Raw genomic sequence first — 19110 nt, 5'->3', positions numbered from 1 at the left:
AATCAGATTCGTTCGATGATGGTGGCTATACCCATGCCGCCGCCCACGCAGAGGGTGGCCAGGCCGTAGCGCAGCTCGCGCTTCTCCAGCTCGTCGAGCAGGGTACCGAGGATGGCGCAGCCGGTGGCACCCAGCGGGTGGCCCATGGCGATGGAGCCGCCGTTGACGTTGACCTTGTCCTCGGCCACGCCCATGTCCTTCATGAACTTCATAACCACCGAGGCGAAGGCCTCGTTGACCTCGAACAGATCGATGTCCTCGACGGACAATCCGGCCTTGGCCAGCGCCTTGCGCGTGGCCGGCGCCGGGCCGGTGAGCATGATGGTCGGGTCGGTGCTGGTCACCGCGGTGGCGACGATGCGCGCGCGAGCCTTGAGCCCCAGCTCGCGGCCCTTGGCCTCGGAGCCGATCAGCATCAGCGCCGCGCCATCGACGATGCCGGAGCTGTTGCCCGGGGTGTGCACATGCTCGATGCGCTCGACGTGCGAGTACTTGCGCAGGGCGGTGGCGTCGAAGCCCATCTGGCCCATCGCCTCGAAACTCGGCTTGAGCTTGCCCAGGCCTTCCAGGGTCGAGTCGCCGCGCACGAACTCGTCGTGATCGAGCAGCACGATGCCGTTCTGATCACGCACCGGCACCAGCGACTTGGCGAACGAACCGTCGGCCTTGGCCCGCGCGGCCTTCTGCTGCGAGCGCAGGGCGAAGGCGTCCACCGCCGCGCGGTCGAAACCTTCCAGGGTGGCAATCAGATCGGCGCCGATGCCCTGGGGCACGAAGTCGGTGTGCAGGTTGGTCGCCGGGTCCATGGCCCAGGCGCCGCCGTCCGAGCCCATGGGCACGCGCGACATGGATTCCACGCCGCCGACCACCACCAGGTCCTCGAAGCCCGAGCGCACCTTCATCGCCCCCATGTTCACCGCCTCCAGGCCGGAGGCGCAGAAGCGGTTGAGCTGCACGCCGGCCACGCTCTCGGCCCAGTCGGCGGCCAGCGCGGCGGTCTTGGCGATATCGGCGCCCTGGTCGCCCACCGGGGTCACGCAACCCAGCACGATGTCGTCGACCTGGGCGGTGTCCAGGCCGTTGCGCGCCTCCAGCGCCTTGAGCAGACCGACCACCAGGTCGACCGGCTTCACGCTGTGTAGCGCGCCGTCCTTCTTGCCCTTGCCGCGCGGGGTGCGCACGGCGTCGAAAATATATGCTTCGGTCATGATGTCCTCCAACGGCGAATGCCGGATCGCTTTACCTTAATGGCGCCCCGCGCGGACTCAATGACCGATGCGCTCAGGGCCATTGACCGTTCGGCTCAGACGAATGGCGCGACGCCACGCCGTGCCTGGCCGCAGGCCGCAGCCTGTCTGGCCCGCGGCCTGGGCCGGAAAAACGGCGCCCAGGCAATAACCACGCGGCTTTGCCCATGCCCCTGTAAAAACGAAGTTGTCTAAGCTGGTGATGAACGGCGCCCTAGGATTAAACATGCAAGGTGCCGCCGCCGGGTTTTGCCGGGGCGGTTTTTTATCCACGCCACGGTGTGGGCCCGTCTTGAAGTTGCTGGCCAAGACACCAACAAGAACAAAGGCAGTAGCATCATGATCAAACAAGCCAAGTACCGGCAGGCGAGCCTGATCGTCTTTGCCACCACCGTCATCCTGATCCTGCCCAACGTTACCCGTCTGGTCGGCTGATCATCCTCTTTACCCGCCGTGGCCCGATGCCGTAGCGCTCGGGCCGCGGAACAACCCCCTCCGGCCTCTCTGCCACAAGCGCCTCTGTGCTAGCGTGGAATTTCACCCACACCCGAGGCCACCGCCATGCGTACCCTGCTGCTCAGCCTGAGCCTCTGCCTGCCCCTCGCCGCCCAGGCCGGCGAAATCGACCAAGCCGCCGCCCTCGCCGCACTGCAACAGCCGAACGCCGTGCTGATCGACGTACGCACCGAGGAAGAATTCGCCGCCGGCGCCCTGCCCGATGCCACGCTGATACCCCACGGCGAGATCGCCCAGCGCATCGCCGAAGTCGCGCCGGACAAGACCACGCCCATCGTCCTCTACTGCCGCAGCGGCCGCCGCTCCGGCATCGCCCAGGACAGCCTGCAGGCCCTGGGCTACACCCAGGTGATCAACGCCGGCGGCTACGAACAACTGCAACCCGCACTCAAGGACTGATATGCCCAAGCCACTGAAACGGCTGCGCCACCTGCCCCTGCTCGCCGCCCTGCTGACCCCGGCCACCTGGGCCGCCGAACTCAAGCTGGAACTTTCCGGCGGCAGCCGCAGCTGGAGCAGCGAACAGCTGCTGGCCCACCCGCAGGCGCAGAACATCGAGATCGCGGCCGACGTGGCCTACAAGCGCAGCATGAGCTACCGCGCCGTGCCGCTGGCCGCCCTGCTCGACGGCGTGCAGCCCGGCGACCACCTGCAGGCCGTGGCCCTGGACGGCTTCGCCGCCGAACTGCCCGCCGCCCCGCTGCTGGCCAGCCAAGGCGCCCGCGCCTGGCTGGCGGTGGAAGACCCGGCCCAGCCCTGGCCGGCGCTCTCCCAGCACAAGCCCAGCGCCGGGCCCTTCTACCTGGTGTGGCAGAACCCCGAGGTCGCGCAGATCGGCCCGGAGCAGTGGCCCTTCCAGGTGTCCACCTTCCGCCTGCTGGCGCCGGTGGCGCAGCGCTTCCCGGCCCTGCTGCCGGCGGCCGATGCCAGCGCGGAGGTGCAGGCGGGCTTTGCGCTGTTCCAGAAGCATTGCCTGGCCTGTCACCGCCTGAATGGCGCGGGGGATTCGCAGTTCGGGCCCGACCTGAATATTCCGCATAGTCCGACGGTGTATTTCGCGGGGGATTTTTTGCGGCAGTACATTCGGGACCCGCAGAGTCTGCGGAGGTGGCCGCAGGGGCGGATGCCGGGGTTTAGTGAGGGGGTTTTGAGTGATAAAGAGCTGGGGGAGTTGATTGGGTATTTGGGGTATATGGCGGGACGCGAAACTAGCCATTAACGGTTTACCGAAAGCGCGATGCACTCTAGCTTTCTGGTTAACGCTTACTCAAGCCAAGGAGTGGTCATGCAAAGTTTTCCGGCCCAGCAAAAAAACGCGATTACTATTCCGTCCCCATCCACGCTCCACAGAGGACGTATCGCCATCCTGCTAAATAGCTTTCTATTTTTTGCTATTGCTGTGTTCGCAGCGGGCTTCCAATCAAATGCACAAGCCAGATCATCGGCTCTGCAACTCGAGCTACCCAGCGTGCAGGGCTGGAAGATAGAGGCCATTCAAAGGCTCAGCTCCATATCCTGCTCCGCGAGACAGAACGAGGAAAATGGCCAAAAGATGACACTCCTAGCCGATACGGGAAAATATCGTGGAGGCGTGTGGTTTTTAGAAATAACCTCTCGCAATCATCATTTCCAGCCCGGCACAGAAGAAGCTGTCGCGCATCTAACTTTGGATGGCAAACAGGTAATCACAGGCAGAGCTCTTACAATCGGTGACGGCAAGCACATATCAAATGTTCGCTTCGAATTCCCTGCCATAGATGCACACATCAAAGATATAAGCCTGGCGCAAGCTATCGAAATACAAACCCATGAATTAAACCCAATCAAGATCAACCCAATATCACCAATCATTAACACATTAGAAAAATGCCAACAGGAGAGTTTAAATCTTGAATTCTGGAAAGAAGCGAAGCAGATTTGTAATTAATCTTTCTTTCAATACTCGCAAGACTACATTGCCCCTCCGGAGAAAGCATTCAGCAATTAGTTAACCTAACAATAGGGGACAGACTACGTTTGCGGCCTAAACAAAGCTCCTAACTCGCCACACTTTCCTCGGCTCAATCTACAGATTTCGCCTTGCACGGCGAGTCACTTTCTCTTGTTTGCCCAAGAGAAAGTAACCAAATAGAAGGGCACCCCGACATCCGGGTTTGGCGGCTACGCCGCCAAACTTCCCTCCTTCCGGTGCCGCTCCGGGGGCCGGCTTAAAGGGCCATCCATGGCCCTTTAAGCCTCTCGCCGCATCCATGCGGCTCGCCCCCCCTGCGCAACACCTCCACTCGGCCTACTGACGGGGACTCGGGCTCCGAGTTGCCTAATGTTTTTCTTGGCTTCGCGGACTCTGTAGGAGCTACTCGCGGCCTCTAGATATAACGAAATTGTCTTTGAAACACTGCCAAGAGGCGCCTTCAATAGACCCGTGCAGCTCCTATTCTACGATTACTTACGAAAGCACGGAGGCAACATGGAATTTATTAGTAACTTAATCACGATAGTAGGGATACCAGCAGCAATCCTTGCCGCATGGAAGGCCATAGCCGAATTCAAAAATGGAAACGCCGAGAAAATCCGAGAAAACAGACACAAGCAGGCCGCAGCCGCGAAAGAAATATTAAAGGAACTGTTCGCCAGAGAGCGCTCTCACACCGCAATGGAAATACTCGACTGGCCCGGCGGGAGAACCTACAGGGATGGTGAAATCGAGCACCTGATCGCAGCGAGCGACCTCCCCTCCGCCTTAAGAACAAATAATTTGGCATTTTCAGCAAAAGAGAGATTTATCCGCGACGCTTTTGAAGATCTTTTCGACCAATTAGAGCTGATAGAACACTACACCTCCATCGACTACCTGAATTTTGGAGATGTATCTGTACCGATTTCGTATTATGCACGTCAAATAAATAAATACTTCCCCGCATTTGAGCCATTCCTTGACGAATACAGTTATACCAAAGCCAAAAAATTTATCGAACGCGCGGCCACCCTTTGATGTCCCTCATACGGAGCGTGGTCCCATCAGGAAAGGAACACAGAACTTTCAGGCAACTCCAACCGCCCCCTTCAGAAGGCCGAACGGAATCGTCACGTAGGAGGTTGAGCCGCATGGATGCGGCGAAAGGCCCGATTGGCCATGGATGGCCCTTCGGGCCGGGCCTCCGGAGGGACGATGGAGTGAGGGAACCCCGCCGCAGGCGGGGCCGGATGTCGGGGGCAAGCCCTTTTGGTTCCTTTTGGGGCGACTGCCAAAAGGAACCCGCCCAGCAGGGCGGAACCAATGCTTCAACAAACGCAAAAATCAGCAGCGGCACGAACAAAGCTGCGCGATTACCCACCCGAGCTTCAACCAGCGCAGCAACGAGCAGCGGCACGAAAGCGCCAGCAGGCAACACGGAGTATCAGGCAAGCACCCTCACCCCTGCCCCTCTCCCGGTGGGAGAGGGGGTGATCGTTCCCACGCTCTGCGTGGGGCAAGCGCTTTGGGTTACTTTTCCGGGGCCGGCCACCCGGCGACTGACAAAAGTGACCCGCCCAGCAGGGCGGAACCAGCGCATCAGAATATCGCGGAAACGAGCAGCGGCACGAAAGCGCCAGCAGGCAACACAGCGTATCAGGCAAACACCCTCACCCCTGCCCCTCTCCCGGTGGGAGAGGGGTTGATCGCTCCCGCACTCTGCATGGGAATGCAGCTTCTGGCGCTCTGCGCCATTACGTGTTTTTTGCTGCTGGCGGCTCTGCGACGCTCTTGTAGGGTGGACTCGCCGCAGGCAGTCCACCACACCGGAACGCTGCCACCCACTCAGGGCAAAGCCTGCTCCGTGGAATACTTCTGGTAGAGCCTCCCCTCATCCCGCTCACGCACCCGCGCTACCTGCTGCCAGATGCTCCAGGCAGCCTCGCCGGAGTCACGCACGAAGCGCTTGCTGAACAACAGGAAATAGTCCTTCTCCTGCAGCGGCGGCCCCACCTTCTCGAACAGCCCCTGTTGGCCCGAGCGTTTGAGGTAGCTCTCCGCCGCCGGCTCCAGGGCGACATAGGCGTCGATGCGCTTCAGCCGCAGCTTGCCGAAGCTCCGTATGGCCGCGCCCGCTGTCGTCGACCGGCAGGCCGCGCTGGGCCAGCAGGCTGGCCATGACCCAGCCGGTGTTCACGCCGATAGGCCGCGTCAGCCCGCTGAAATCCTGGCCGTCCCAGCCGACCGGGGCGCCCTTCAGGCGGTACAGGGAGTAGCGAATCCGCGTCACCCGCAGGGCACCATCGGGTTCGCCATTGCGCATCGGGTAGGCATACAGGGCCCCGCGCTCCGGCGTGTAGGAGAAGATGAAGGCGCCGTCTATGCTCCCCTCCTCCAGCTCCCACAACATGCGCATCTGCGGCATGCGCCGCAGCTTGGGGCTATAGCCCGCGAGGCGAACCGCCTCGACCACCATCTCCACGGCCAGCCCCGGCGGATCGGCGATCTCGCTGCCACTCCCGGTCTGGAAGGGGTCGGCTTCGACGTCGACATAGACCAGGGAAATTTCCCGGCCATCCGGCTGGGCAATGCAGGGCATGGCGAGGAGCCATGCGGCGAACAGGGCGCTCCAACGACTCGGCCGCATCCTTCGTCTCGTTCCGGGAATCTGTTCCCAGTCTAGCCCGGGCCGCCGGCCGGCAGGCAGGCCTGAACGAATCCGCGCCGATGCCGCTGCAGAAAAAGCGACGCGCATAGGCACGAACAGAGAAAGACGGTGGATAACACTACGCGGTTATCCACCCTACGGGCTCAGCAGGTAGCGCGGAAGCTCAGGGCAGCTCCCTCACCCCTGCCCCTCTCCCGGTGGGAGAGGGGTTGAAGAAGGAAGCGCGCGCAGCGCCTTACTGCTGTTGCTGGGTCTGCATCAGCGCCGCCACGTTCACCCGCGCATGCATCTGCTCGCCGCCTCCGCCGCGGCGCATGCCGCGTACCGGGCAGGCGTCGAGGTAGTCGAGGCCGACGGCCAGTTTCAGATGCCGCTCCGGCCGCGCAAGCTCGTTGGTCACATCGAAGCTGTACCAGCCGTCGCCCAGCCAGGCCTCGGCCCAGGCGTGGCTGGCCAGGTGGCCACTGTCCTCGGTGTAGAGGTAGCCGGACACGTAGCGTGCCGGTACGCCCAGGCTGCGGGCGCAGGCGAGGAAGGCGTGGGCGTGGTCCTGGCACACCCCGGCGCGGCTGGCGAAGGCCTCGGCGGCGGTGCTGTCGACGCGGGTGGCGCCCGGGCTGTAGGGCATCTGCGCGTGCAGGCCGTGCATCAGCGCGATCAGGCTGTCGCGACCCTTGAGCCCGGCGCTGCTGGCGTGGGCGAACTCGCGCAGGGCGTCGTCGGCCTGGGTCAGGCGGGTGTTGCGCAGGTACGGCAGGGCCGAGCGGGTGTCGCGCTCGGACTCGCAATGCGGGTCTATTTCCACCTGGCCGCGCGCGCCGATCACCAGCGCTTCGTGGGGTTCGTCCAGGGTCAGCACATGCAGGATGTTGCCGTAGGGGTCGCGCTGGGCACGCACCGCGCGCGGCAGGTCGAGCCGCCAGTTGATCACGTGCTGGCGCGCGCTCTCCTGCGGCGTCAGGCGCAGGTACTGGATGCTGGCGCGCACCTGATCGTCGTAGTGGTAGGTGGTGTCGTGGCGGATCGAGAGTCTCATACGACCTCCAGATAGGACCTGTGGATGGCGCTGCCCAGTTGGCGCACGAGCAGGATGAAATCGGTGAGCCAGCTATGCAGGCCCTCGTCGAGCACCTCGCCGATGCGGGTGTAGCGCAGGCGCGCGTCCAGCTCGGCGGCCAGGCGCTGGGCCGGGCGACCGTTTTCGCCGGGCAGGCCGGCGAGCATCAGGTTGAGCTCCTCCATGCAGGCGCGCAGCGAGCGCGGCACCTCGGGGCGCAACAGCAGCAGTTCGGCGATCTTGTGGGTGCGCGGCGAGCCGCGGTAGATCTCGGTGAAGGCCTCGAACGAGGACAGCGCGCGCAGCAGCGCGCTCCACTCGTAGTAGCCGCGCGCCGAGGTGTCGCTGACTTCGTCGGCGGCCTCGCCGAGCATCTCGTAGCGCGCGTCGAGCAGACGCAGGGTGTTGTCGGCGCGCTCGATGAAGGTGCCCAGACGGATGAAGCGGTAGGCCTCGCCGCGCATGATGGTGCCGAAGGTGGCGCCGCGGAACAGGTGCGAGCGCTCCTTGACCCATTCGCAGAAGCGGCTGATGCCGTAGCGGCCCAGCCCTTCGGCGGCGATGCCGCGCATCTCCAGCCAGGTGGCGTTGATGTTCTCCCACATGTCGGCGGTGATCCGCCCGCGCACCGCGTGGGCATTGCTGCGCGCGGCCTGCAGGCAGCAGTAGAGGCTGGCCGGGTTGTCCGCATCGAGGGCGAAGAAGTGCAGCATGCGCTCGGCGTGCATCGCACCGTGACGACTCAGGTAGTCGTCCAGGGTGCCGGTGATCAGCAGCGGCAGGGCCAGTTCGTCGAGGCCGTCGCCGCGGCCGTCCTGCGGCATCAGCGACAGCGAATAGCTGACATCGAGCATGCGCGCGAGGTTCTCGGCGCGCTCCAGATAGCGCGACATCCAGTACAGGTCGGCGGCGGTTCTGCTCAGCATGCTCAGTCCTCCACCACCCAGGTGTCCTTGGTGCCGCCGCCCTGCGACGAGTTGACCACCAGCGAGCCCTCGCGCAGCGCCACGCGGGTCAGCCCGCCCGGCACCAGGCGCGTTTCGCGGCCGGACAGCACGAACGGGCGCAGGTCGATATGGCGCGGCGCCACGCCGCTGTCGACGAAGGTCGGGCAGGTCGACAGGCTCAGCGTCGGCTGGGCGATATAGGCCGCGGGGTTGGCCTTGAGGCGCTCGCGGAAGGCCTCGGTCTCGGCCCTGGTCGCCGCGGGGCCGACCAGCATGCCGTAGCCGCCGGAGCCCTGGGTCTCCTTGACCACCAGCTCGGCCAGGTTGGCCAGCACGTGGGACAGCTCCTCGGGCTTGCGGCACTGCCAGGTGGGCACGTTCTTGAGGATCGGCTCCTGGTCCAGGTAGAAGCGGATCATCTCGCCGACGAAGGGGTAGACCGACTTGTCGTCCGCCACCCCGGTGCCGACCGCGTTGGCCAGCACCAGGTTGCCGCTGCGGTAGGCGGCGAGCAGGCCGGGCACGCCGAGCATGGAGTCCGGGTTGAAGGCCAGCGGGTCGAGGTAGGCGTCGTCCAGGCGGCGGTAGATCACGTCCACCGCCTGCGGCCCGGCCGTGGTGCGCATGAACACCCTGTCGTCGCGCACGAACAGATCGGCGCCCTCGACCAGCTCCACGCCCATCTCGCGGGCGAGGAAGGCGTGCTCGAAGTAGGCGCTGTTGAAGCGCCCCGGGGTGAGCACCACCACGCTGGGGCTGTCCAGCGGGCTGGCGCTCTTCAGGGTATCGAGCAGCAGGCTCGAATAGTGGTCGATGGGCGCCACGCGCTGCTGGGCGAACAGCTCGGGGAACAGGCGCATCATCATCTTGCGGTCTTCCAGCATGTAGCTGACGCCGCTGGGGGTGCGCAGGTTGTCCTCCAGCACGTAGTAGGTGCCGTCGCCGTCGCGCACCAGGTCGACCCCGGCGATGTGCGCGTAGATGTCGCGATGCAGGTTCAGGCCCTGCATGGCCAGCTGGTAGCCCTCGTTGGCCAGCACCTGTTCGGGCGGGATGATGCCGGCCTTGAGGATGCGCTGCTCGTGGTACAGGTCGGCGAGGAACATGTTCAGCGCCTGCACGCGCTGGATGCAGCCGGCCTCGACGGTGCGCCACTCGCTGGCGGGGATGCTGCGCGGAATGGTGTCGAAGGGGATCAGCCGCTCGGTGCCCTGCTCGTCACCGTACAGGGTGAAGGTGATGCCGGCGCGGTGGAACAGCAGGTCGGCCTCGCGGCGGCGCTGGGCCTGCAGCTCGGCGGGCGTGTCGGCCAGCCAGCGGGCGAATTCCCGGTAGTGCGGGCGAACCGCGCCGCTCGCGTCATGCATCTCGTCATAGAAGGTGCGGGCCATGCCGTACTCCTTGTCACCCGGACGCAGGAGTCATCGCAAGGGCCGTGCCACGGAAAATTATCCTTTATTTTCAGTATCTTGAAATTTAGACCGGCGAGTCGCGCACCAGTGCGGGGCGCTTTGCGCTGCCGCCGGACGGAGCGCGCCCCAGCGCGTGGCAGCCCGGCCGCCGCGATTGCGGCGGCGGTGGCATGCCGGCAGACTGCGGCACGGGCCGCCCGGGATATTCGGCCTATGCTGATTGCCACATGCCCCCGCCAAGGAGAGCCCCATGTTTCATGGAGAACTGGACATCGCTTCGGCCAAGATCCTGCGCGAGATGCAGGAGCGCATCGCCGCCCTCGACCTGCCGCCTTCCGAGTTGGACGAATCCATCCTGGTCGCCTCGTGGAACATCCGCGCCTTCGGCGCCGCCAGGCGCCACCCGCTGGCGTTGCACCTGATCGCCGAGATCATCGGCCAGTTCGACCTGATCTCCGTCGTCGAGCTGCGCGAGAACCTCGACGACCTGGCCACCGTGCTGGGCTATCTCGGCCCCTACTGGGGCGTGGTCTATTCGGACGTGACGGAAGACTCGGGCGGCAACTGGGAGCGCCTGGCCTTCGTCTACGACAAGCGCGCGGTGCAGTTCGGCGGCCTGGCCGGCTCGGGCATTCCGCCGCGGGAGAGGATAGGCGCGGAGTACGTCAGCTACGAGTCGTTCTGGCGCGCGCCCTACAGCGCCGCCTTCCGCTCCGGCAACTTCGACTTCGTGGCCATCGCCGCCCACCTGCGCTGGGGCGACAGCACGACGGCCAGGCTGCAGGAGATCGAGCGCTTCGCGCGCTGGGTCGACTTCAAGCTGCAGCGCGACAACCGGGTCGATTCCGACGTCATCGTCTTCGGCGACTTCAACACGGAAACCCCGGCGATGCATGCGGCCCTGCAGGCACGGGGGCTGCGCTTGCCCGACGCGCTGACCGATATCAAGACCACCCTGGCCGGGGCCAAGCACTACGACCACATCCTGCACAACCCGCAGTTCAGCAAGTCGTTCTCCAACCTCGGCGGGGTCTGCCGGCTGTTCTCCGAGGCGGACGCCCACTGGTTCGGCGTGAGCGAGGACCAGCTGGAGCACCAGCTCTCCGACCACTTCCCGATCTGGGCGCAGGTGCGGGTCGACACGGACGAAGAGAAGCTGGACCAGCTGATCCGGGGATACTAGCCGCGTTGCAGCTCAGGGGTTCAAACCACCCGCCGTACCTCGGGCTTGCCGAAGGCCAGGCTCAGCCAGTGGCGGTAGAAGCCCTCGGCGACCGCGTTCAGCGCGGCCACCTTGGCGGGCAGGTCGGCCAGCATCTGGTTCAGGCCCTGCTGGCTGGCCTGGGTCTCGTCGAGCAGATGCGACCAGTCGCGCAGCCAGTCCTCGATCAGCGGCGCGGTCATTTCCGGATGGCCCTGCAGGGCCAGCACCTTGTCGCCCCAGGCGAAGGCCTGGTTCGGGCACCAGGGGCTGGACAGCAGCCACTCGGCGCCGTCCGGCAGGGCGAAGGTATCGCCATGCCACTGGAACACCGGGAATTCGCTCGGCAGGTGCGCCAGCCAGGGGCTGGGGTTGTGCTTGTCGCGACGCACCAGCGGCTGCCAGCCGGCCTCGGTATAGGGCATACGATGCACGGCGGCGCCCAGCGCGCGGGCGATCAGCTGGCCGCCCAGGCAATGGCCGATGATGGGGATGTCGCGTCGGATGAAGTGCCGTATCGCGTCGATTTCCGCCCCTATCCAGGGCAGCGCGTCGTTGACGCTCATCGGCCCGCCCATCAGCGCCACCGCACGGGGACGATCCAGGTCGTAGCCGTCGAGCTCGCCGAGGTCGGCGCGTAGCACGGTGAAATCGAGTTGCTGGGCCTGCAGCACGCTGGCCAGGTGACCCGGGGGACAATAATCGACGTGGGTCAGAATCAGGATGTCGGTCATGACTGCTCTCCGCTATCCGCTTGCCAACGCAAAGCCCGTGCCGGAACGGCGGAACCTCGTTGATCTGGCAGGCTTTTTTATTTGAGAGCAGGCTAACCGAGACGGGGCAGACAGGCCAGCCCTCTCCCTTCGGAAGAGGGTGAGCGCAGGGCGGGTGAGGGAGCGCCGAGCTGACACCCTACTCCCTCACCCCCGCCCCTCTCCCAAGGGGAGAGGGGAGCCAAGCCTCAGGGGATGCACACCCCCTGCTTGTCGCTCTGCGCCAGGTCCATCAGCTCGCGGCTGGCCACGGTGTACATGGCGTAGTCGGTGCCGGTGGCCGCGCGCAGGTCGGCCTGCATGGCCAGCCAGCGTTTGACCAGCGGCTTGTGCTGCTCCAGCCAGTAGCCGACGCGCTCCTCGATGTCCGCCGGGCCGTCGGCCATCTGCAGCACGGCCACGGTGATGGCGCGCTGCTGCCAGTCCAGGTCGTCGCGGAAGGCCTCGCGGGCCAGGGCCTGCCAGTTGTTCTCCACCGGCAGGTTGGTGATCTGCTGCAGGTACCAGGCCAGGTCCAGCGCGCCGCCCACGGCGAAGTAGGCGGTGGCCACGTCCGCCGCCGACTGGCCGGTGAGGTCGGCGGCCTCGATGATCGGCAGCAGGGTGTACAGGTGGCTGGTGCCGGCCACCACGCGGGCCAGTTCCTCCGGCACGCCGGCCTCGACGAAGCCCTGGTAGCGCGCCAGCCACTGCTCGCGGGCCGGACCTTCCAGCAGCTCGTCCAGGCGCCCGGCCAGCTCGGCCACGCGCGGGGCGAAGTGGCCGACGTCGCGGGCGGCGTCCAGGTCGTCGCGGCGGCTGCGCAGGAACCAGCGGGTGGTGCGCCGGGCCAGGCGCATCAGCTCGTCCATCAGCTGCAGCTGCAGCTCGGCCGGCACCTTGTAGTCCAGCGCCTCGATCTGCTGCCACCAGTGCGGCAGGCGGAACACGTCGCGCACTATGACGTAGGCGCCGGCGACATTGGCCGCGCTCATGCCGGTGGACTCCTTCAGGCGCTGCACGAAGGTGATGCCCATGTGGTTGACCAAGTCGTTGGCGATCTGGGTGCTGACGATCTCGCGCTTCAGGCGGTGGCGACGCATGGCCTCGCCGTACTTCTGCGCAAGGCGCGCCGGGAAGGCGGTCTCCATCTCGCGGGCCAGGTAGTCGTCGTCCGGCACCTGGGACTTGAGCAGCGCCTCCTTGAGGTCGATCTTGCTGTAGGAGATCAGCACCGACAGCTCCGGCCGGGTCAGGCCGCGACCATTGGCGGCGCGCTCATTGAGCTCGTCGTCGCTGGGCAGGAACTCCAGGGCGCGATCCAGCTTGCCGGCCATCTCCAGCGCCGCCATCAGGCGCTTGTACTCGGGCAGGCGCTCGCGGGCGCGGCGCTCGGCCAGGGACAGGGCCTGGGTCTGCTTGTAGTTGTTGCCCAGCACCAGCGCGGCAACGTCGTCGGTCATGTCGGCCAGCAGCTTGTTGCGCTGCTTGCCGGTCATGTCGCCGGCACCAACTATGCCGCCGAGGAGGATCTTGATGTTCACCTCGTGGTCGGAGCAGTCCACGCCGCCAGCGTTGTCGATGAAGTCGGTGTTGCTGGCGCCGCCGTTGAGGCAGAACTCGACGCGGCCGAGCTGGGTCATGCCCAGGTTGCCACCCTCGCCCACCACCTTGGCGCGCAGTTCGTTACCGTTGACGCGCAGGCCGTCGTTGGCCTTGTCGCCCACGTCGGCGTGACTCTCCTTGCTGGACTTCACATAGGTGCCGATGCCGCCGTTCCAGATCAGATCCACCGGCGCCTTGAGCAGCGCGTTGAGCAGCTCGGTGGGCGCCAGCTTGTCGGCGGCGATGTCGAAGCGCGCCTTCATCTGCGGACTGATGGCGATGCTCTTGGCGCTGCGCAGGAAGATGCCGCCACCCTCGGAGATCAGCTTGGCGTCGTAGTCGGCCCAGCTTGAGCGCGGCAGCTCGAACAGGCGCTTGCGCTCGGCGAAGCTCTTCGCCGCATCCGGACTCGGGTCGATGAAGATATGCAGGTGGTTGAAGGCGGCCACCAGCTGAAGCTTGTCCGACAGCAGCAGGCCGTTGCCGAACACGTCGCCGGCCATGTCGCCGATGCCGATGACGGTGGTCTCGTCCTTCTGCACATCGATGCCGCGCTCGCGGAAGTGGCGCTGCACGCTGACCCAGCCGCCCTTGGCGGTGATGCCCATGCCCTTGTGGTCGTAGCCGGCCGAACCGCCGGAGGCGAAGGCGTCGCCCAGCCAGAAGCCGTAGTCCAGGGCGATGCCGTTGGCGATATCGGAGAAGGTCGCGGTACCCTTGTCCGCCGCCACCACCAGGTAGGGGTCGTCCGGATCGTGGCGCACCACGCCTTCCGGCGGCACCACCTTGCCCTCCTTGAGGTTGTCGGTGACGTCCAGCAGGCCGCTGATGAAGATGCGGTAGCAGGCGATGCCCTCGGCCATCACCTCGTCGCGCGTGCCGCCGGCCGGCAAGCGGCGCGGCACGAAGCCGCCCTTGGCGCCCATCGGCACTATCACCGCGTTCTTCACCTGCTGCGCCTTGACCAGGCCGAGCACCTCGGTGCGGAAGTCCTCCTCGCGGTCGGACCAGCGCAGGCCGCCACGGGCGACATCGCCGAAGCGCAGGTGCACGCCCTCGACGCGCGGGCAGTAGACGAATATCTCGAACTTGGGCACCGGCCGCGGGATGTCCGGGATCAGCCGCGGGCTGAGCTTGAAGCTGAAGTAGGGCTTGGCCTGGCCATCGGCACCCACTTGGAAGAAGTTGGTGCGCAGGGTGGCCTTGATCAGGTCCAGGTAGCGGCGCAGGATGCGGTCCTCGTTGAGCACCGCGACGTTGTCCAGGGCGGCGAGGATGGCCTGCTCCAGCTTCTGCTGCTTGTCCTCCAGGTCCTCGGCGGCCAGTTTGCGCGCCAGGTAGAAGCGGGTGCGGAACAGGCGCACCAGTTCCTTGGCGATATTGGCGTGGTTGACCAGGGTGGCGGCGATATAGCCGAGGTCGAAGCCCAGGCGGATCTGCTTGAGGTAGCGGGCGTAGGCGCGCAGCAGGGCGACGTCGCGCCAGGGCATGGTGGCGGCCAGCACCAGGCGGTTGAAGCCGTCGTTCTCGGCATCGCCAGCGACGATGTGGACGAAGGCATCCTGCAGGGTCTCGTTGAGCTGCTGGATGTCGACTTCCACCCCCGAGGCGCTGGTGAAGGCGAAGTCATGGATCCAGAACTCGCGGCCGTCCTCGCGACGCAGCTTGTAGGGGAACTCGCCGAGCACGCGCAGGCCGAGGTTTTCCAGGATCGGCAGGACGTCGGACAGCGGCAGCGGGGTATCGGCGTGGAACAGCTTGCAGTGCAGTTCCTGCTCGGTCTGCGCCAGCGGCTGGTAGAAGCTCATCACCAGCGGACGCTCGTCGGACAGGCTGAGCAGGTGCTGCATGTCGACCACCGCCGAGTGCGGGGCGAAGCGTTCGGTGTAGCCGGCCGGGAAGCCCTTGGGGAAATCGGCCAGCACCTGGGTGCCGTGGGCCTCGCCGAAACTCTCGACGATCAGGCTGGCGTAGTCGTCCTTCCACGAGCGGCAGGCCTGGATCACTTCCTTCTCGATGCGCAGCGGGTCGATCTGCACACGGTTCTTCGGGTCCACCTTGAGGATGAACTGCACCCGCGCCAGCACCGACTCGGAGAAGTAGGTCCAGAACTCGCAGTCGCTGGCGCCCAGGCGCTCCATGAGAACCTGCTGGATCTTCATGCGCGTCTCGGTGGAGTACACGTCGCGCGGTACGTAGGCCAAGCAGTAGGCGAAGCGGCCATAGGGATCGCGACGGATGAACAGGCGCAGCTTGTTGCGCTCCTGAATCTGCACGATGGCGATGGCGGTGTTGAACAGCTCGTCGATCGGCGTCTGGAACAGGTCGTCGCGCGGCAGCACCTCCAGCACCTGCTCCAGCTCCTTGCCCAGGTGCGCCTTGCGGTCGAAGCCCGAGCGCAGGGCGATCTCGTCCACCTTGCGGCGGATATAGGGGATGCGGCTGACGCTCTGGGCATACACCGAGGAGGTGTACAGGCCCATGAAGCGGCACTCCTTGACCACCTTGCCCTTGGCGTCCAGCTCGCGGATCGAGACGAAGTCCGGGTAGGCCGGACGATGCACGCGGCTCGGCGTGGCGGCCTTGGCGAAGGACAGCAGCAGCGGCTCGCGCAGGTAGTCGACCACCTCTTTCTCGATGTGCAGATCGTCCTTGTTCAGGCCCGCGCGCAGCTGGCGCGACAGGCCGAGCAGCGAGCTCTCGTCGTACACCAGGTGGCCGCCGTCCTTCTCCTCGACCACGGTGAATTCCTCGTAGCCGAGGAAGGTGAAATGGTTGTCCAGCAGATAGGCGAGAAAGGTCTTCACCTCGGCCAGCTCGGCGCCGTCGACCTTGAGCTTAGCCTTGTCCAGCCAGGCCAGCAGCTGCTCGGCCTTGGCCTTCATCGGCTGGAAGTCGGACACCGCCAGACGCACCTCGCCAAGCACCTCGTGCAGGGCCTTCTCCAGGGTGCGCAGCTCGCCGACATGGGCGCAGCGGTCGATCTCCAGGTACATCAGCGCCTCTTGCTGCACATCCTTGCCGCCGCTGCCCTTGCCGAGCAGCTCCTGCAGCTCGCCGTTCTTCTTGCGCTTCACGCTGAACACGCTGTTCTGCAGGGTGTGGATGCTGTAGCCGCGACGGTTCAGCTCCATGCGCACCGAGTCGACCAGGAACGGCAGGTCGGCGTGCAGCACCTCCACGGCGGTGTGGGTGGACTGCCAGCCGTGCTTCTCGTAGTCCGGGTTGTACACCCGCACCAGCGGCTTGCCGTCGAAACGCTCGAGCAGGCGCCAGGACGACAGGGTGCAGCCGGCCAGGTCGCTCAGGCGGCGCTGGGTGAGTTCGTCGAGGGAAACGATGCCGAAGAACTGCTCGGCGAACAGGGCCACTTGTGGCAGCGCCTTGTCGCTGACGTGCTGGGCCAACGCCGCTTGCAATTGATGCTGGAAGTCGGCCTTGCTGGCAGCAGTGAAGAACGCCATGGTGATGCTCCGCTGGTGTTGTTATTCGTCTATGGGCGCGCGGCGCCGGCCTGCAAGCAGTCTAGGCGATAGACAGGACTCGACAGGCGCGGGGCGACCATAAGGTCACGGCAAGCTTAACGAGAGCCCAAGGCAGCTGGATTGCGGAGGGGCGACATATTCGTTCATCGCCGCACGAACCCCCTCTCCCGTCGGGAGACGACTGCCTGGATGCAGGAGGTAGGGCGACGCAGGACGCCAAAGCCGAGGGGCTGGGGTGAGGGAGTGCAGCCTTGCGCGGGGGCCTACATGTTAAGGTTCGCCTTCGCGCACTCGGGAAAGGAAGCCATGCAGTCTCCACATCACCGCCATCTGTTCCTCCATTACGGCACCCTGCTGATCAGCGCCATCGGCCTGCTGCTGCTGGCCCTGGCCGCCTGGCTGCGCCCGCAGCTGCTGGCGCCGCTGCTGTGGGCCGGGGTGCCCATCTACCTGGGCGTGCTGCTGCCGCGCTGGGTCGGCCGCGGCGAACGCCAGCGCCGCGCCGAGGCGGCGAGTCAGGCCATCCAAGCCAAATGGGGCTTCGTCCAGCGCGACCACAGCGGCCCCTGGCTCAACTACATCGACCGCCCCTTCGTGCGCCATTGCCCGGAGTTCGCCGGGCGCTACTTCTACGGCGAGTGGCTGCTGCTGCACGACGGCTGGCTGGTGGTCAATCCGGGCGCCTCGAGCGTGACTGCGGACGGCACCGAGGTGCGCTACGACCTCGACCGGCCGACCACCTATGCCTGGGACGGCTGCACACCCAAGGTGCCCTTCTTCTGGCTGGCGACCATTGGCGTGCCGGACTGGTGGGACAAGTCGCACCGGGTACAGCGCCTGTGCGGCGATGAACTGTGCGAGGAGGAGGTGTTCTGGCCCCTGGCCCACCCCGCCAGCCTGGTGCATGACGCCCTCTACCAGTACCTGGACGCCGCCCCGGTGGCCAAGCACGAGGCCGACCTGCTGTTCCTGCGCATGCTGCGCGAGGCCGGCATGGTCCGCCCGGCGGCCTTCGTCTACTACCTGTGCGTGCGCCTGTTCGGTGCCCCCGACGTGCGCGGCCCGACGCCGCCGAACAGCCGCCTGCGCTGGAGCAACGCGCCGCAGAACTTCGCCGCGCCGCCGCGGTCTGCTTGAGGCGCCGCGAAGCGGAACGGCTCGGCATTAACAAGCGGCGGGCCTGCACGCTCGCCCCTCGATGCAGTACATTTAGCGGCCCGATCGGGTGATTTCGGCGGCCCGTCAGTCCCTCCAGGAAGATTTCGATGGAACATCGTGAAGCCCTAGTCGCGCTGCGGCAGTTTCTTGCAACCCAGATTCTCGGCCAGGAAAGGCTCATCGAGCGCCTGCTGATCGCCCTGCTCGCCGACGGCCACCTGCTGGTGGAGGGCGCGCCCGGCCTGGCCAAGACCAAGGCGATCAAGGAGCTGGCCGAAGGCATCGAGGCCGAGTTCCACCGCATCCAGTTCACCCCCGACCTGCTCCCCGCCGACATCACCGGCACCGAGATCTATCGCCCGGAAACCGGCAGCTTCGTGTTCCAGCAGGGGCCGATCTTCCACAACCTGGTGCTGGCCGACGAGATCAACCGCGCCCCGGCCAAGGTGCAGTCGGCCCTGCTCGAAGCCATGGCCGAGCGCCAGGTCAGCATCGGCCGCTCGACCTACGACCTGTCGCCGCTGTTCCTGGTCATGGCCACGCAGAACCCCATCGAGCAGGAAGGCACCTATCCCCTGCCCGAGGCCCAGCTCGACCGCTTCCTGATGCACGTGAAGATCGGCTTCCCCGACGCCAGCGTGGAACGCAAGATCCTCGCCCAGGCCAGGGGCGATGCCCTGCACGGCGAAGCCAAGCCGGAGCACTTGGTCAGCCAGCAGGCGATCTTCGCCGCGCGCCAGGAAATCCTCGGCCTATACATGGCCGACGCCGTGGAGGAGTACCTAGTGCAACTGGTGATGGCCACCCGCACCCCGGCCAAGCACGACGCCGAGCTGGCCGAGTGGATCGCCTACGGCGCCAGCCCACGCGGCTCCATCGCCCTCGACCGCTGCGCGCGCGCCCACGCCTGGCTGGCCGGACGCGACTTCGTCAGCCCCGAGGACATCCAGGCGGTACTGTTCGACGTGCTGCGCCACCGCATCATCCTGTCGTTCGAGGCGGAAGCCGCCGGCATCGACCAGGACCGCGTGGTGCAGCGCATCCTCGATGTGGTGGCGGTGGCCTGAAGTGCAGCCGCAAGCCGCAAGCCGCAGGCCGCAGGCCATAG

General features: G+C 65.8%; 14 protein-coding genes. 7 read left to right on the top strand and 7 right to left on the bottom strand.

Annotation, left to right across the window (positions count from 1 at the left end):
• Positions 1-2: 2 nt before the first annotated feature.
• Entirely contained in the window at positions 3-1208 is a 1206-nt protein-coding gene (locus AAFN46_RS17135; RefSeq protein ID WP_347809912.1) for an acetyl-CoA C-acetyltransferase, read from the bottom strand.
• A 600-nt stretch (positions 1209-1808) separates the two neighbouring features.
• Between AAFN46_RS17135 and AAFN46_RS17130 the strand changes: the two genes are divergently transcribed.
• The 4 genes from AAFN46_RS17130 (at position 1809) to AAFN46_RS17115 (ending at position 4755) form a co-directional block, all read left to right on the top strand.
• The gene (locus AAFN46_RS17130) at positions 1809-2162 is read left to right on the top strand and encodes a rhodanese-like domain-containing protein (RefSeq protein ID WP_347809911.1); all 354 of its coding nucleotides are present in this window, start codon (positions 1809-1811) and stop codon (positions 2160-2162) included.
• A gap of 1 nt (position 2163) precedes the next feature.
• Positions 2164-2982 carry a cytochrome c gene (locus AAFN46_RS17125; protein WP_347809910.1) on the top strand — a complete coding sequence of 273 codons (819 nt, stop codon included), beginning with the start codon at positions 2164-2166 and terminating at the stop codon, positions 2980-2982.
• Between the two features lie 66 nt (positions 2983-3048).
• Positions 3049-3690: a hypothetical protein gene (locus AAFN46_RS17120; RefSeq protein ID WP_347809909.1), complete on the top strand. Its 642-nt coding sequence runs from the start codon at positions 3049-3051 to the stop codon at positions 3688-3690.
• A gap of 540 nt (positions 3691-4230) precedes the next feature.
• A complete protein-coding gene (locus tag AAFN46_RS17115) occupies positions 4231-4755 on the top strand; it encodes a hypothetical protein (protein ID WP_347809908.1) in 525 nt (174 codons plus the stop codon).
• A gap of 913 nt (positions 4756-5668) precedes the next feature.
• Here the strand turns inward: AAFN46_RS17115 and AAFN46_RS17110 are convergent.
• The 4 genes from AAFN46_RS17110 to AAFN46_RS17095 form a co-directional block, all read right to left on the bottom strand.
• On the bottom strand, positions 5669-6316 hold the full coding sequence (locus AAFN46_RS17110; RefSeq protein ID WP_347809907.1) for a hypothetical protein: 648 nt from the start codon (positions 6314-6316) through the stop codon (positions 5669-5671).
• A gap of 304 nt (positions 6317-6620) precedes the next feature.
• On the bottom strand, positions 6621-7421 hold the full coding sequence (locus AAFN46_RS17105; protein ID WP_347809906.1) for a transglutaminase family protein: 801 nt from the start codon (positions 7419-7421) through the stop codon (positions 6621-6623).
• The gene (locus AAFN46_RS17100) at positions 7418-8368 is read right to left on the bottom strand and encodes an alpha-E domain-containing protein (protein ID WP_347809905.1); all 951 of its coding nucleotides are present in this window, start codon (positions 8366-8368) and stop codon (positions 7418-7420) included. Before AAFN46_RS17100 ends, AAFN46_RS17105 begins: the two co-directional genes overlap by 4 nt.
• A gap of 2 nt (positions 8369-8370) precedes the next feature.
• On the bottom strand, positions 8371-9780 hold the full coding sequence (locus AAFN46_RS17095; RefSeq protein ID WP_347809904.1) for a circularly permuted type 2 ATP-grasp protein: 1410 nt from the start codon (positions 9778-9780) through the stop codon (positions 8371-8373).
• Positions 9781-10051: 271 nt separating this feature from the next.
• On the opposite strand from AAFN46_RS17095, the gene AAFN46_RS17090 reads away from it, so the two are divergent.
• Positions 10052-10984 (top strand): endonuclease/exonuclease/phosphatase family protein, encoded by a 933-nt coding sequence (locus tag AAFN46_RS17090; RefSeq protein ID WP_347809903.1) that lies wholly within the window; start codon positions 10052-10054, stop codon positions 10982-10984.
• Positions 10985-11004: 20 nt separating this feature from the next.
• Here the strand turns inward: AAFN46_RS17090 and AAFN46_RS17085 are convergent, their stop codons facing one another.
• Together AAFN46_RS17085 and AAFN46_RS17080 are read right to left on the bottom strand one after the other, a co-directional pair.
• A complete protein-coding gene (locus AAFN46_RS17085) occupies positions 11005-11736 on the bottom strand; it encodes a type 1 glutamine amidotransferase (RefSeq protein WP_347809902.1) in 732 nt (243 codons plus the stop codon).
• 227 nt (positions 11737-11963) lie between these two features.
• On the bottom strand, positions 11964-16823 hold the full coding sequence (locus tag AAFN46_RS17080) for an NAD-glutamate dehydrogenase (RefSeq protein ID WP_347809901.1): 4860 nt from the start codon (positions 16821-16823) through the stop codon (positions 11964-11966).
• Between the two features lie 327 nt (positions 16824-17150).
• Here AAFN46_RS17080 and AAFN46_RS17075 point away from each other — a divergent pair, with 327 nt between their 5' ends.
• Together AAFN46_RS17075 and AAFN46_RS17070 are read left to right on the top strand one after the other, a co-directional pair.
• The gene (locus AAFN46_RS17075; RefSeq protein ID WP_347809900.1) at positions 17151-17981 is read left to right on the top strand and encodes a DUF1353 domain-containing protein; all 831 of its coding nucleotides are present in this window, start codon (positions 17151-17153) and stop codon (positions 17979-17981) included.
• 128 nt (positions 17982-18109) lie between these two features.
• Positions 18110-19069 (top strand): MoxR family ATPase, encoded by a 960-nt coding sequence (locus AAFN46_RS17070; RefSeq protein ID WP_347809899.1) that lies wholly within the window; start codon positions 18110-18112, stop codon positions 19067-19069.
• The last annotated feature ends 41 nt before the right edge of the window (positions 19070-19110 follow it).

Source organism: Pseudomonas sp. CAU 1711 (assembly GCF_039888625.1).
GTDB lineage: Bacteria > Pseudomonadota > Gammaproteobacteria > Pseudomonadales > Pseudomonadaceae > Aquipseudomonas.
Note: the sequence above shows the minus strand (reverse complement) of the source record. Positions and strands in the feature narration are given on the sequence as shown.